This window comes from Streptomyces sp. Je 1-4 4N24, assembly GCF_026239515.1.
In the GTDB taxonomy this organism is placed as follows: Bacteria; Actinomycetota; Actinomycetes; order Streptomycetales; family Streptomycetaceae; genus Streptomyces; species Streptomyces nigrescens.
In genome coordinates, this window is sequence record NZ_CP110836.1 from 8,617,133 (window position 1) to 8,630,445 (window position 13,313).

Below are 13,313 nucleotides of genomic sequence, written 5' to 3' on the forward strand. Positions count from 1 at the left end.
ATCATGGAGCATGCGACCGGATGACTGGCAACTCACCGAAGACGTCAACGACTTCCTCGCCCGCGCCGGAGACTTCCTGCGCTCACGGCCCGACCTGCACACCATGCCGCTGACGGTGACCGAGAAACTGCGCACCCACGGGGCGGACGCATACGGCGCCCAACCCACCCTATTCGGCCGACTGGAGCGAGCGGGCACGGTCCGAGCCACCTTCTACCGTCTCCCGTCCCGCGGACTGAGTGTCACCTCCCTCACCCCCGAGCATGCCGACACCCTCGCCGCCCACCTGGCCGCCCTCGGGCGCTCCCTTCCCTACGTCAGTGCGGATCACAGCACCGCCACTGCTTTCGCCGAGGCATGGCAGCGGCACACAGACGCCGCGCCGACCCTCAGGCAGCGGATCCGTCTGTACCGTCTCGGCACACTCACCCCACCGGAACTGCTCCCAGAGGGCCGGGGCCGAGTCGCGGGCGAGCGGGACCACGAGCAAGTCGTCCGCTGGTGCGGCGAGTTCGTCGACACCGTCGGAGAAGTCCCCACCGTGGACGCCGGCTCCTGGGCCGGCTCGCGTTTCGCCGACAAACACTTCACGTTCTGGGAGACCCCGGACGGCACGCCCGTCTCCATGGCGGCCGTGACCTCGATGCTCGCCGGAATGGTCCGGGTGGACCCCGTCTACACCCCGGCCCGCCTCCGGGGCCGTGGCTACGCCGGCGCCGTGACGGTCGAGGTGACCAGGGCCGCGCTCACCGCAGGTGCGACGGACGTCGTGCTGTTCGCGGACCCTGCCAACCCCACCAGCAACGCCCTCTACCAACGCATCGGATACGTCCCGGTCACCGACTTCGCCGTGTACGACTTCTCATGTGCCGCACCGGACGTCAGCTGAGAACCGACAACGTCCTGGAACGGCGCAAGGCGGGCGAGACCCCGGCAGAGGGCATGCCGCGCGGAACCCTGCAGGTCGGTCCCGCCCAGTGGCCGGCCGATGCTGCTCCGGCGACAGGAGCGAGTGTCAGTGGGCACGCCTACTCTCCTGACTGACCGGAGACCAAGCGTGACCACCGCTTCCGACTCAAGGGGCCCCAGCATGACCAGTATCTTCACCGTGTCCGTCGACTCCGTCGAAGGCTCGACCCTCCGGGGGAGGGTGCACATCATCAACCCCGATGTCCCCTCCGTGCCGCGGGAGACGGTCTTCCCCCTGTCTCTCCTGGTCGACGCCTGGTGGCACCTGGACCGTGAATTTCTCCAGGACGAAGACGATGAGGAGGGAGGCGGAGACCGATACCCCTTCACCGAGGAGCAGGGCAGCGACATCACGTCAAGCATGCGGCTGAAGGACGAGTTCTCGAAACTCTACGAACTCATCCTCGGCAAGCACATACGCGTCACCGAAGACGGATTCCTGCTCGCGGACGACGGCAAGACCGTGCTCGAACCCAGGCGCAAAGCGAAAGACGTGTACGAGCTGGACGGCGGCAGGGGCCACGACGGCGTTTCGCACTTCGTGATGACTCCCGGCAACGCCGAGGAGTTCTCCCAAGGGGCCGCCGACATCGTGACCCTCTACGACATCAGCCCCTACCGCAACGTCCCCCTGCGAAGTGAGGTCGCAGCACTGGAAAACCCGGACGAGCCCTGGGATCCGGAGGAGCCGGACGGCCCCGCCGACCTGGACGACTACGCCGTATGGAGGCTTCTGGAGCCCCGTCCCTTCGCCGAGCTGCCCTATGCAGAGATCGCGGTGACGGTCAGCGACGCGGGCTACCTGGAGCACATGGTCGCCGGCATGCGCTGGGCGACGACCATGACGGGGCATGTGTGCTGAAAACTCCGTGAGGCCGAGTCGTTCTCTGCGGCGGCGGGTGCGCGCTCAGCCTCACCCGCCGCCTTGACGTGCCACGCTCCATCGCCACGACCCCAAGGATCAACTGCGTCGAGGTCCATCTCGGGCCGGACGCCGGCCAAATCCTCTTCGGCGACCGCAGGATCGACGCTCCCGAGCAGCGCAGCTCATCGCCGCTTGGATATCCCCCACGCCAGCCGCAGCGCTCGTCCCGTCGTCGCCCAAGTCAGGAGCTGGTGAGGATGACGAGTTGCTGGGTCGCCCGGGTCATCGCGACATAGCGGTCGACCACTCCTTCGACCCCCTTGCCGAACTCCTCCGGGTCGACGAGGACGACCAGGTCGAACTCGAGCCCCTTCGAGAGCTCCGGGGTCAGCGACCGGACGCGGGTTGTCGCCCGGAACGTGGGATCGCCGATGACACAGGCGATTCCGTCGGCATGCGCACTGAGCCAGGTGTCGAGGATCGCGTCCCGATCCGCAACAGATCCGTGGACGACGGGGATGCCGTTGCTGCGGATGGAGGTCGGCACATTGGCGTCCGGGAGCTCGGCCCGGATGACCAGCTCGGCTTCCGCCATCACCTCTTCCGGTGTGCGGTAGTTGACGCTCAGGGGGGCCACGTCGATCCGGTCGAGCCCGATCCGTTCGAGCCGTTCCTGCCACGACTCCGTGAACCCGTGCCTGGCCTGGGCGCGGTCCCCGACAATGGTGAAGCTCCGGGACGGGCAGCGGAGCAGCAGCATCTGCCACTCCGCGTCGGTCAGTTCCTGCGCCTCGTCCACGATGATGTGCGCGAACGGGCCGGCGAGGAGGTCCGGTTCGGCGCCGGGCAGGGCGGACTCATCGATCAGGGTGCTCTGCAGGTCCTGTCCGCGCAGCATCCCCACCGCGCCTTCGCTCTCGTCGATCTCGGTGTCCTGCAGGATGCCGTCGATGACGTCGGCCCTGCGCGCACGTTCGGCGGCGACCGCGGCCTCGTGCCGACGCTTGCGTACGGACGCCTCCGGGTCGCCGAGCCGCTGCCGTGCCGCGTCCAGAAGCGGCAGGTCGGACACCGTCCAGGCCTGGGCGTTCTTCCGCTGCAGCCTGCGCACGTCATCGGGGCCGAGCCAGGGAGCGCACTTGCGCAGGTAGGCGGGCACCGACCACAGATCTCCGACGAGGTCGCTCGCCTCGAGCATCGGCCACGCACGGTTGAGGGTCCCGATCAGCTCCCGGTCCTGCAGCAGCGACCTCCTGAGCAGGTCGGGCGAGGCGTCACTGTCGTCCTTGTCCATCAGGATCGTGAGCAGCTCCTCGCGGATCTGGTCACGCGCCTCGTTGTGCGGAGTACCTGGTTCCACTGCTTCGAACGCCGCCGCCCAGTCATCGGCGCTCAGCCAGATGTCGGACCAGTGGGTCGAAACCGTCATCCCCTCGGTGGGCGGCTCCTCATAGATACCGACGGCCGGCTCGATCGCCTTCACCAGGTCCGCGGACGACTTCACAAGGGCCACGCCCGGGTCGGTCTCGGTCGCTGCTCCGGCCCCCTCGGCGACGAGGTCCCGCAGGGTGCAGGTCTGTACGCCCTCCTCTCCCAGGCTGGGCAGGACATCGGCGACGTAGGCCAGGTAGGGCTGGTGCGGACCGACGAACAGCACGCCGCCCCGACGGTGACCGAGGCGGGGGTCGGAGTACAGGAGATGGGCGGCGCGGTGCAGTGCGACGACGGTCTTGCCCGTACCCGGACCACCGTCGACGACCAGAGTGCCGCGGGATCCCGCCCGGATGATGGCGTCCTGGTCGGCCTGGATGGTGGCGAGCACATCGCGCATCCGGGCAGACCGGTTGCTGCCCAGACTGGCGATGAACGCGGACTGGTCGTCGAGCGCTGCGTGCCCTTCGAGCCCGTCCGCGGTGAACACCTCGTCCCAGTAGTCGCTGATCCGGCCGCGGGTCCAGCGATACCTGCGGCGGCTTGCCAGACCCATCGGCTTGGCATGCGTCGCTGCGAAGAACGGCTCGGCCGCGGGGGAGCGCCAGTCGAGCAGCAGCCGACGTCCCGCGCTGTCGGTGAGACCAAGGCGTCCGATGTATACGGGCTCGGGACGGTCCGAACTGACGATGTGTCCCAGACACAGGTCCAATCCGAAGCGACGCAAGGCGCGCAGGCGCCCGGTCAGCCGGTGGATCTCCGCGTCCCGGTCCATCGCCGCCCGGCCGATGCCGCCGGGAGCGCTGCGCTCGGCCTCAAGACGGGCGGACAGTTCGGCGATCGTTTGCTGGAGGCTCTCCGCGATGGCCGCGAAGTGCTGCTCGTCGCCGTCGATCAGGGCCGGGTCGGCCTTGGGGGAGAGGTGGTGGGGAAGGTCGAACGCGCTGGTGGTCAGGGGGTTCATGTCATCAACTCCGGTGCGCGGTCGCTGCCGCGACGTCCGCAGGCCCGCACACCGGCCCCCCCCCGGTGTCGAGTGCCCGCAACCGCAGCGCACGTCCCCCATCGGCTCGATGCCACCGCACGACTCATCACGAGACAAAAACGCACACACTTCGTGAATCACTCATTTCTGCAGGTTCTGACCTCGGCCCGCGATTCTGCCCCACCACCGGGCCCTTGCCGCAAGCCCCCCAGTGAGCTATAAGTTGAGAGTGGCAAGGAGTGGGTACTCCTCTTTGCCACTCCTCGCCCGCAGTGAACGGGCAATCCCTTCGCAAGGCGGCGGCGACGCGTTACGTACTGCGGTTCGTCGGCCCAAGTGCCCGCCCCCAGAGGGCGCCCACCGAGGCGCGAGATCCCGGCTCGGTAGAATGTGCGATATGCCAAAACACCTGTTATTTGTGGCCCTTGCAGGGCACGGGCATGTCAATCCCACACTGCCGCTGGTCCAGGAACTCGTGCGGCGAGGGCACCGAGTGGACTACGCCACCAGCGCGGAGCACTCCGAAGCGGTGATCAGTGCCGGCGCGCGCTGGGTGGAGCTGCAGCCGGTGGATGTGATGGCGGCGCCGCCACGCGAGTTCGGTCCTGCAGATATCGCCGTTTTCATGCGCCGCCTGTTCGCGGCCATGCGCTCGGCCTACCCGGTGCTGCGAGAGCACTGCGTCACGGAATCGCCGGACGCGATCTGTTACGACGCAATGAACTGGTCGGCCCGGGTCCTTGCCGAGCAACTGGGCCTACCCGCCGTGCGGCTCATTCCCAACCTCGCCTCGAACGAGGTGTATTCGCTGTTCGCCAGCTTCATGGGCGGCGACGGCAACGAGAGCCCCCTGGCCGCCGCACTCGCCGACGACTGTGCGGAGTTCTCCGCCGAGCACGGCGTCGTGCTCGACCCGGCGAACTTCCTCGATGTCACCGAGAAGCTCAACCTCGTCTTCATACCCAGGGAGTTCCAGCCCGCGGGTGACACCTTCGACGAGCGCTTCCGCTTCATCGGCCCCTCGTTGGGAAGCCGGGAGCATGACGAACCCTGGTCGCCCGCCGACCCCGACGCGCCCGTCCTGTTCATCTCGCTGGGAACGGTCTTCAACGACCGGCCGGAGTTCTACCGCACCTGCATCGAGGCCTTCGGCGATGGGCCGTATCACGTCGCCATGTCTGTGGGAGGGTTGGACGTCGCCGAGCTGGGCGACATTCCGCCCACCTTTGACGTCCGCCCGCACTTCCCGCAGCCGGCCGTGCTGCGGCAGGCCGCCGCCTTCGTCTCCCACGCCGGCATGAACTCCACGATGGAGTCCCTGTATTACGGGGTAGGGCTGATCACCGTTCCGCAGATGCCCGAGCAGGCTGCCAACGCCGGGCGGGCACAGGAATTGGGGCTCGGCGAGCAACTGGACGCGGCGACGGTGACCGCCGAGTCCTTGCGTGCCGCGGTCGCCCGGGTCGCTTCCGACTCCACGGTACGTGCCAACCTCGACCGGATGCGCAAGGTCATCAGGGAGAGCGGGGGAGCCGTGCGCGGTGTGGATGTGATCGAGGAGTATCTCCGCTGAACATCCGCTGCACCTCGCCTGAGGGATGTCTCGTGACGTCGTGATCAGGCAAGGCCCGAGGGCGAGGGTGAGGGTGTGTACAGGGGGACACCGCGGTGGCCTCCTGTGCACACCCCGCCCTTGTGGGCACCCGTCGTCACCCCGCGCGGTTCTCCTCCGGTACGACCGCCATGGCCTCGACCTCGACGAGGTATTCCGGCTGTGCCAGAGCCTGCACTCCGATCCATGAGGACGGGGGCGGGTTCTCCGTTCCGAAGGTGTCGACGAGGACGCGGCCGATGAGATCCGCCTCGGGGCCGGACTCGAAATTCGGAAGGTAGAGCCGCAGGATCTGAATGTCGTCCGGGGTGCCGCCGACGGCTTCGAGAGCGATGAACACATGCTTCAGCGCCTGCCGAAGCTGCGCCTCCCGCCCCACCGCCGTCACCTCGTGGTTGCTGTCCCATGCCACCTGCCCCGCGATGTTGACGATCTTTCCCGGTGGGGAGACCGCGACCTGGGAGAAGCCCCACGGCCTGCTGGAGAACAGTTCCTGCGGCTGGAGCGTTTTACGCGGCACGTCACACTTCCTTGATTGCAGATTGCAGATTGCAGATTGCAGATTGCAGATTGCAGATTGCGGGTTACGGATTTTCCCTCGTGATTCACTCTATGCGGCAGATATCCGCACCTCAGATCATCCAGGGCTGCGAGCGCACAGGTTCGCCGGGGTGCCCGCTGTTGATGTGAGGTGCTTGATGAAGCCGATGTGCTGGTGTCCTCAGCGGTAGGCGGCGCGGGCCGGCGCGCATCGCTATGCCGTGAGTCCTGCCATGGTGGCCGCCGCCGTGGCTGTTGCGGGGTCCCACCCCGGGTGTGGCACGGCTGCCAGGAGCGCCCGGGTGTATGGCGCTGCCGGCTCGGCGAGTACCTGCTCGGTGGGGCCTTGCTCCACGGTTCGGCCGTGCCGCATCACCAGTGTCTCGTCGGTGAGGTGGCGTACCACGGCCAGATCGTGGCTGACGAACACCAACGCCACTCCGGTGTCGTGGCGGATCTCGGCCAGGAGTTGCAGGATCTGCGCCTGGATGGAGACGTCCAGCGCGGCGACCGCCTCGTCCAGGACGAGCACCTTCGGGTCGACGGCGAGCGCACGGGCGATGGCGAGGCGCTGGCGCTGTCCGCCGGAGAGTCCGTGTGGCCGGGCGCCGGCCTCCCGGGTTCCCAACCCGACCAGGCCGAGCAGTTCCGTCGCCCGCTCTTCGGCGTGCCGCGGTGTTGCGCCGTGCAGCCGTAGCGCGGTGTGCAGGCACTGGCGCGCGGTGAGCCGGGGGTCGAGTGAGACATAGGGATCCTGGAAGACCATCTGGAGGTCCCGGGCCCTGGCCAGCCGTGCTGTCCGGCCCCGTGGCGTACGGGGTGTGCGGGCGTGGCCGTCGACGGTCACGGTGCCGGCGTCGGGGCGCACCAGTCCGACGAGCATCCGGGCCACGGTCGTCTTGCCGGACCCGGACTCCCCGACGATCCCGATCGAGCCGCCGCGCGGCAGCGTGAAGGAGATCCCGTCGACGGCCCGGTGCCGGCCACCGCCCGGCAGGGGATACGTCTTGGCCAGTCCCTCGGCCACCAGCACGGGCGTGCCGTCGTGCGCGGGCCGGGGCGCCGGGGCGTGGAGCGGGTGGATGCCGGTCATGGCTGCCTCTTCTCGTACGAGGACGGCGTGGGGGAGTCGGTCGGTGCCGGGGCGTCCGGCAGTTTGCGGCAGGACGCGGAGCCGCCGGTGGGCAGCGCGGCCGGGGCCGGCGTCCAGGCGGCGCAGTCGTCGTCGGCGTGTGCACAGCGTGCGTGGAAGGGGCAGCCGGGGAAGGCGTCGGCGAGGGACGGCGGGCGGCCCGGGATGGGGCGCAGCACGCGCGGCGCTTCGGCCAGGTCGGGCGAACAGGCCAGCAGCCCGCGGGTGTAGGGGTGCCGGGGCGCGCTGAACAGGGCGCCGGCCGGCTGTTCCTCGACGACCCGGCCCGCGTACATGACGTACACCCGCTCGCAATAGGCGGCGGCCAGTTGCAGGTCATGGGTGATGAAGAGCAGGCCCATACCGTGCTCGTCGCGCAGGGTGCGCAGCAGGGCGAGGATCTCGGCCTGGGTGGTGACGTCCAGCGCGCTGGTGGCCTCGTCGGCGAGCAGCAGCTGGGGGGCGGCGGCGAGCGCACCGGCGATGACGACGCGTTGCAGCATGCCGCCGGAGAGTTCGTGCGGGCGCTGCCGGATGCGGTGCTCCGGGTCGGACAGGCCCACAGTGTCCAGGAGTTCGAGGGTGCGGGCGCGTATCGCGGGGCGGTCGAGTCCGCTGCGGGTGAGCCGTTCGGTGAGGAAGTCGCCGATCCTGCGGACCGGGTTGAGTGCCGAGCGCGGGTCCTGGTGGACCATCGCGACGGTGCCGGCGCGGTGTGCGCGCAGTGCCGCTCCGCTCAGGGACAGCACCTCGGTGCCCGACACCCGGACGGTGCCCTCGGCGCGGGCGCCCTCGGGCAGCAGCCGCAGTGCGGCCTTGGCGGTGGTGGACTTGCCCGATCCGGACTCCCCGACCAGGCCGACGATTTCGCCGGGGCCGACGCGCAGTGAGACCTCGGCGAGGACGGGGCGGGCGGTGCCGGGCAGTTGGAGCGTCAGCCGGTCGATGTCCAGCAGCGGAGCGGCGTCCGGCGGGGGTGCGGACGGGAGGGGGGCAGGGTGCGTGGTCGGGTTCGGCATGGCGGCTATCCCTTGGCGGAGAGTCGGTCGGCGGCCCGGACACCGGCGACATTGAAGGCCACCACGACGGCGGCCACGGCACAGCCCGGCACCATGGCCGGCAGCAGCGCTCCCTGGACGATCGCGGCCTGGCCCTCCTGCACCATCAGCCCCCAGTCGGAGCTGGGCGGCTGGGTGCCGAAGCCCAGATAGCTGAGGGTGGCCAGGCTCATCAGGGCCTCGCCGAAGAGGACGACGAGATAGCCGGCGAGTGAGCGGCCGAGGTTGGGGACGAGGTGGCGGACGCAGAGCCGGGCGCCGCCCATGCCCTGGACGAGGTACGCATCGACATAGGGCTTGGCGCGTTCGGCGAGGGCGATGCTGCGGGTGTATTTGGCGATGGTGGGGGCGAAGGCCAGCCCCAGGGCGATCACCGAGGTGGTGATACCGGAACCGAACACCGCGATGATGAGCACGACGAACAGCAGGCCCGGGAAGGCGTACATGACGTCGGTGATCCGGCTGACCAGGGTGTCGACCCAGCCACCGCGCCAGGCGGCGACGGTGCCCAGGGTGACGCCGAGCGTGGCGGCCAGCGCGAGCAGCAGCAGCGGCGCGATCAGGCTGGTCCTGGCCCCGTACAGGACCCGGCTGAGCAGGTCCTGGCCGGAGGCGTCGGTGCCCAGCAGATGCTCCCGGCCGGTGCCTTCGAGCGAGGACGACAGATCGATGGCGTCCGGTGAGTACGGGGCGAGCAGCGGCGCGCAGAGAGCGGCGAGCACCACCAGTGCGAGGAAACCGGCGGCCGCCGTCGGAGCGACCGGACGCCTGGTACGCGGGCGGCGCCCTGCGGTCACCGTCGGGCCGGGGCCCACCGCCGGATAGAGGGAGGTCATATGGTGCTCCTTGCGGCCTTGACCCGCGGGTCGAGCAGCGGGTGCACGAGGTCGACGAGGGTGGTGGCGAGGATGTAGCCGGTGACCATCAGCAGCAGGACGGCCTGGGCGACCGGGAAATCATGGGTGTTGATGGCGCCGACGAGCAGCGAGCCGATGCCGCTGATCCCGAAGGCGGTCTCGATGACGACGGTGCCGGCCAGCATTCCGGCGGTGACCAGACCGCACATGGTGACGATCGGGCCGAGGGCGTTGCGCAGCACATGCCGCAGGACGATCTCGCGCTCGGGGACGCCACAGGCCCGCGCGACCTCCACATGGTCGGCGGCCGCGGCATCCAGCATGGCCTGCCGGGTGACCCGGCTGATGATCGCCAACGCCCCCAGTGCCATGGACAGGGCGGGCAGGGTGAGGTGGTGGACCGTTCCGGCGAAGCCCGTTCCGCCACCGGTCACCGGGAACCAGCCGAGCCGCACCCCGAAGAGCGAGATCAGCGCGATGGCGGCGACGAAGGAGGGGACGGAGCCGGCGAGGGTGGTGGCGCCGACGACGGCGGAGTCCACCCAGCCGCGGCGGACCGCCGCCAGCACCCCGGCGCCGACACCCAGCAGGACGAACAGCACCGTCGCGTAGCCCACGAGTGCGAGGGTGGTGGGCAGCCTGGCGGTCAGCAGATCGGCCACCTGGTCGCCGTAGCGGAAGGACCTCCCCAGGTCGGTGTGCACGCAGTCCCACAGCCAGCGGCCGTACTGGACGACCAGCGGCTCGTCGAGGTGGTACTGCGCGCGGACGGTGGCGATTTTCTCGGGGGTGAGCTTGTCGCGGCCGCCGGCGAGGAAGACTGCCGGGTCGCCGGGGGCGGCGTAGACGGACGCGAAGATGACGAAGGAGGCGGCGAACAGCGTCGCGATGAGGCCGGCGATGCGCCGCACGAGTCTGCGGACCACGGCGGTTCAGTCCTTTTCCTGGGGCTGGTGGGCGGGGGCGGCCCCGGGCGCGGTACCCAGTTCGGCGGCCCAGGGGTAGTAGAGGTGGGCTTGTGAGGCGGGCGGCCCGGTCAGTCCGTCCTTGAGGACGAGGACGGAGGGCAGCTGCGCGACGGGAATCCACACCGCCGCGTCGGCGAACTCCTTCTGCACCCGTACGGCGAGCCGGGCGCGCGCGCCGTCATCCAGGGTGCGTAGTGCCTGGTGCACCGTGCTGTCGTATGTACGGCTCTTGAAGCCGACCCAGTTGTTGGGGCTGTCCGACAGGGCGTTGTCGTAGAAGCCCATCGGGTCGCTCTTGGAGATGTACCAGTCGCCGACCAGCACATCGATCTCCGAGCGGGTCTGCTGAGAGCTGTAGAACTCCTCGAACTGGGCGGTCGGCACGGTCTTGATCTGTCCGACGAGCCCGATGCTCTGCAGCGCGGCACGCACCGCGTTGGCGATGACGGTGCGGCCCTGGCTCGCGTCCGTGCCGATGATGATCGGTTCGTCGGGTGCCCCCGCCGACTGCACCAGCTTCTTGGCCCGTGCGAGAGCGGCGGCGTCCGGCCGCGCGGGGGCGGCGGCGTTCAGCTTCCGCTGCGCCGCGGCGAATGCGGGTTTCGCATAGCCCCAGGCGCCGGAGCCGACGGGGGTGGCCCAGGGCTGGACGAGCCCGCCGTAGCCGGAGGCGGCGATGCCGGCACGGTCCAGGGCAAGGGACAGCGCGCGGCGGATCGCGGGGTCCTTGAGGCCGCCTCGCTCGGTGGGGATGAGGGCGAGGGAGGCGGTGCTGGGGCCGTAGTGCTCGGTGAGCCCCTTGCGGCCGGCCAGGGCGGCGGCGGTGTTGGGGGATTCGGCGTAGCCGCCGTCGGCGGCGCCCGTGGTCAGGGCATTGACGAAGGCGCTGTCGGAGGCCCAGCGGAAGACGATCTGCCGGGTCAGCGGCTTGCTGCCCCAGTAGCTGTCGGAACGGCGGATGGTGAGGGAGTCACCCGACTTCCAGCTCGTGAGCTCATACGGGCCCGAGCAGGCGTCTCCGCGCCCCGGGGTACCGAACTCCTTTCCCGCCGCCTGTACTTGGCCACGGTGGTACACCAGCCCCGCATCGCCCGCGAGCGCCTTGGTGAAGAGGGCGTCGGGCTGCTTGAAGGTCACGGTGATCTCGTGCGGACCCGTCTTGGCCATCTTCTTGACGTTCACGAACTCGTCGGCCTGCTCCATGTCCGGGTCGGCGTGCCGTTTCAGGCTCCACAGCACGTCGTCGGCGGTCATCTTCGTACCGTCATGAAAGGTGACGTCGTCGCGCAGGCTCAGCACCAGGGTGGTGGGGTCGGGGCGGGTGGCCTTCCGGGCGAGGAAGGGGCGGACGGACATGTCCGGCTGGAGCTGGTAGAGCCGCTCGCAGACGTTGGTCAGCACGGTCCGGCCGGCGCTGGTGCCCTGGGTGTCCAGGTCGAGGGAGTCCGGTTCGTCCTCCAGCAACCAGTTGACGGTGTCGAGCCGGCCGGTGGCCTCGGCAGTTGTGGGGGTGAGCCGGAGATCGGCGGCGTTCAGCGTCTTGCCGCCGCCGAGGGTGTTGGTGGCGCCGCTGCACCCCGCCGTGCCCAGGGCGAGGGTGACGACGGCCGCGGCCAGCAGGGGAGCGGTGGGCCGGGAAGTGAGCTTCATCGGTGTGCTCCCGGTCCGTCGTAGAGGTTCCACGGCACCCGCTGGTACTCGTGCTCGCAGGGGGTGCCCGCAGTGGCGTGGTACTCGCCGCTGGTCAGATCCACGCACGAGGAGACCAGCGTCGTCCAGTGCCGGAGCGCCGGTTTCCGGGGATCAGGGTGGGTGCACAGCGACTCGGGGTGGCCGAGGTGGTCGGACATCGCCTGTCGGATGATCTTGCGCGACTCGTCGGGGCCGGTGGACGTACGCAGTGCCCGCAGTCCGGCCTCGGCGCGCGGGACCCGTACGAGGGAGTCGGAGGACACCGGGCGGTACCCGGCGGTGAGCGCGGCCGGGACGCCGGCCTGGTAGTGGTTGCCGTGCACCAGCAGCCCGTCGGTGGGATACATCCAGCCGTGTCCGGCCGGAGTGGTCTCCAGGTCGACGGCGAATCCCTCGCGGCAGGTCAGCAGTGCGTTGCTGGCGATGTGCGCGCGGGTGCGGCACAGCACTTCGAGGGCGTCGGTGATGCTGTCCTGGTCCAGGACGCTGCGCCGTACGACGGTCTGCGGCAGCCCGATCGCGTCGTCGAACCGCCCGCCGAGACCGTTGGCATTGAGCGCGATACCGGCCGAACTGGCGCCCTGGCGGCCGATCTGCCCGGCCTCCACCTGCATGATCAGGGTCGGTTTGGGCGGCTGGACGATCCGGAGCAGCACGACGGTGTCGGCGACGCCGGCCCGCCAGTCCCAGTTCTGCCCGGCGTAGACATGGCCGTCGCCGCTGGCCTCCCCGTAGGCGGCGTAGGAGGTGCAGCCCTCGGCGGGCTCCTCATCGGCCGACAGCGCCGCCTCGCTGATCTTGGTGAAGGACTTGTCGTAGAGGACCTCGCCCCGGGCGTTGAGGGCGAGGATGTCGAGCAGGCCGACGCCCGCGCCGTCGGCGATCCCCTGCATCTCGTCGACCAGGTGGGGTGTGTAGTCGCGGACCGGCGCCAGCCAGCGGGCGGCGCGGGCGGTGACCTGCTGCCAGGTCAGCCCGCTGGAGGCGCCGAAGGCGGCTTCGTAGTACGCGATCGCGGCGTGGATGCGGTCGCGCACCGCCTCGCCGTACTGACGGCCTCGCTCGGCCGGCGGACCGGCGATCTCGATGACCGGAAGGGTGCGCTGTGCCATGTCTCTCCCTGCGCAGGACCCAGTGCCGGGACGTGTGATGCTGTAACGTCAATTTCAGCAAGTGGGTCTCTTGGAATGCGTTGTCCAGGAGA

The 13,313-nt window shown here is 69.7% G+C and carries 11 protein-coding genes; 3 read left to right on the plus strand and 8 right to left on the minus strand.

Going from position 1 to position 13,313, the window contains the following annotated elements:
- Positions 1-10 precede the first annotated feature (10 nt).
- Together SLV14N_RS37385 and SLV14N_RS37390 are read left to right on the plus strand one after the other, a co-directional pair.
- Entirely contained in the window at positions 11-889 is an 879-nt protein-coding gene (locus SLV14N_RS37385; protein ID WP_263272791.1) for a GNAT family N-acetyltransferase, read from the plus strand.
- Positions 890-1,090: 201 nt separating this feature from the next.
- Positions 1,091-1,831 (plus strand): hypothetical protein, encoded by a 741-nt coding sequence (locus SLV14N_RS37390; protein ID WP_263272793.1) that lies wholly within the window; start codon positions 1,091-1,093, stop codon positions 1,829-1,831.
- 244 nt (positions 1,832-2,075) lie between these two features.
- Here SLV14N_RS37390 and helR read toward each other — a convergent pair whose 3' ends face one another.
- On the minus strand, positions 2,076-4,229 hold the full coding sequence (gene helR, locus SLV14N_RS37395; RefSeq protein ID WP_263272794.1) for an RNA polymerase recycling motor ATPase HelR: 2,154 nt from the start codon (positions 4,227-4,229) through the stop codon (positions 2,076-2,078).
- Between the two features lie 418 nt (positions 4,230-4,647).
- Here helR and SLV14N_RS37400 point away from each other — a divergent pair, with 418 nt between their 5' ends.
- Positions 4,648-5,823, plus strand: a complete 1,176-nt coding sequence (locus SLV14N_RS37400; RefSeq protein ID WP_263272796.1) for a macrolide family glycosyltransferase — start codon at positions 4,648-4,650, stop codon at positions 5,821-5,823.
- 136 nt (positions 5,824-5,959) lie between these two features.
- Here the strand turns inward: SLV14N_RS37400 and SLV14N_RS37405 are convergent, their stop codons facing one another.
- From SLV14N_RS37405 to SLV14N_RS37435, 7 genes are all read right to left on the minus strand, one after another.
- A complete protein-coding gene (locus SLV14N_RS37405; RefSeq protein WP_263272798.1) occupies positions 5,960-6,382 on the minus strand; it encodes a RidA family protein in 423 nt (140 codons plus the stop codon).
- 234 nt (positions 6,383-6,616) lie between these two features.
- On the minus strand, positions 6,617-7,495 hold the full coding sequence (locus tag SLV14N_RS37410) for an ABC transporter ATP-binding protein (RefSeq protein ID WP_263272800.1): 879 nt from the start codon (positions 7,493-7,495) through the stop codon (positions 6,617-6,619).
- Entirely contained in the window at positions 7,492-8,553 is a 1,062-nt protein-coding gene (locus SLV14N_RS37415; RefSeq protein ID WP_263272802.1) for an ABC transporter ATP-binding protein, read from the minus strand. Before SLV14N_RS37415 ends, SLV14N_RS37410 begins: the two co-directional genes overlap by 4 nt.
- A gap of 5 nt (positions 8,554-8,558) precedes the next feature.
- Positions 8,559-9,428 carry an ABC transporter permease gene (locus tag SLV14N_RS37420; protein WP_208687308.1) on the minus strand — a complete coding sequence of 290 codons (870 nt, stop codon included), beginning with the start codon at positions 9,426-9,428 and terminating at the stop codon, positions 8,559-8,561.
- A complete protein-coding gene (locus SLV14N_RS37425; protein WP_208687309.1) occupies positions 9,425-10,375 on the minus strand; it encodes an ABC transporter permease in 951 nt (316 codons plus the stop codon). The genes SLV14N_RS37420 and SLV14N_RS37425 overlap by 4 nt, the downstream gene beginning before the upstream one ends.
- A 6-nt stretch (positions 10,376-10,381) precedes the next feature.
- The gene (locus SLV14N_RS37430) at positions 10,382-12,067 is read right to left on the minus strand and encodes an ABC transporter substrate-binding protein (RefSeq protein WP_263272804.1); all 1,686 of its coding nucleotides are present in this window, start codon (positions 12,065-12,067) and stop codon (positions 10,382-10,384) included.
- Positions 12,064-13,221 carry a C45 family peptidase gene (locus tag SLV14N_RS37435; RefSeq protein WP_208687311.1) on the minus strand — a complete coding sequence of 386 codons (1,158 nt, stop codon included), beginning with the start codon at positions 13,219-13,221 and terminating at the stop codon, positions 12,064-12,066. Before SLV14N_RS37435 ends, SLV14N_RS37430 begins: the two co-directional genes overlap by 4 nt.
- Between the last annotated feature and the right edge of the window lie 92 nt (positions 13,222-13,313).

Coding starts and splice junctions, on each gene's coding strand:
- SLV14N_RS37385 (WP_263272791.1), top strand. CDS start 11: ATGCGACCGGATGACTGGCAACTCACCGAAGACGTCAACGACTTCCTC.
- SLV14N_RS37390 (WP_263272793.1), top strand. CDS start 1,091: ATGACCAGTATCTTCACCGTGTCCGTCGACTCCGTCGAAGGCTCGACC.
- helR (WP_263272794.1), bottom strand. CDS start 4,229: ATGAACCCCCTGACCACCAGCGCGTTCGACCTTCCCCACCACCTCTCC.
- SLV14N_RS37400 (WP_263272796.1), top strand. CDS start 4,648: ATGCCAAAACACCTGTTATTTGTGGCCCTTGCAGGGCACGGGCATGTC.
- SLV14N_RS37410 (WP_263272800.1), bottom strand. CDS start 7,495: ATGACCGGCATCCACCCGCTCCACGCCCCGGCGCCCCGGCCCGCGCAC.
- SLV14N_RS37415 (WP_263272802.1), bottom strand. CDS start 8,553: ATGCCGAACCCGACCACGCACCCTGCCCCCCTCCCGTCCGCACCCCCG.
- SLV14N_RS37420 (WP_208687308.1), bottom strand. CDS start 9,428: ATGACCTCCCTCTATCCGGCGGTGGGCCCCGGCCCGACGGTGACCGCA.
- SLV14N_RS37430 (WP_263272804.1), bottom strand. CDS start 12,067: ATGAAGCTCACTTCCCGGCCCACCGCTCCCCTGCTGGCCGCGGCCGTC.
- SLV14N_RS37435 (WP_208687311.1), bottom strand. CDS start 13,221: ATGGCACAGCGCACCCTTCCGGTCATCGAGATCGCCGGTCCGCCGGCC.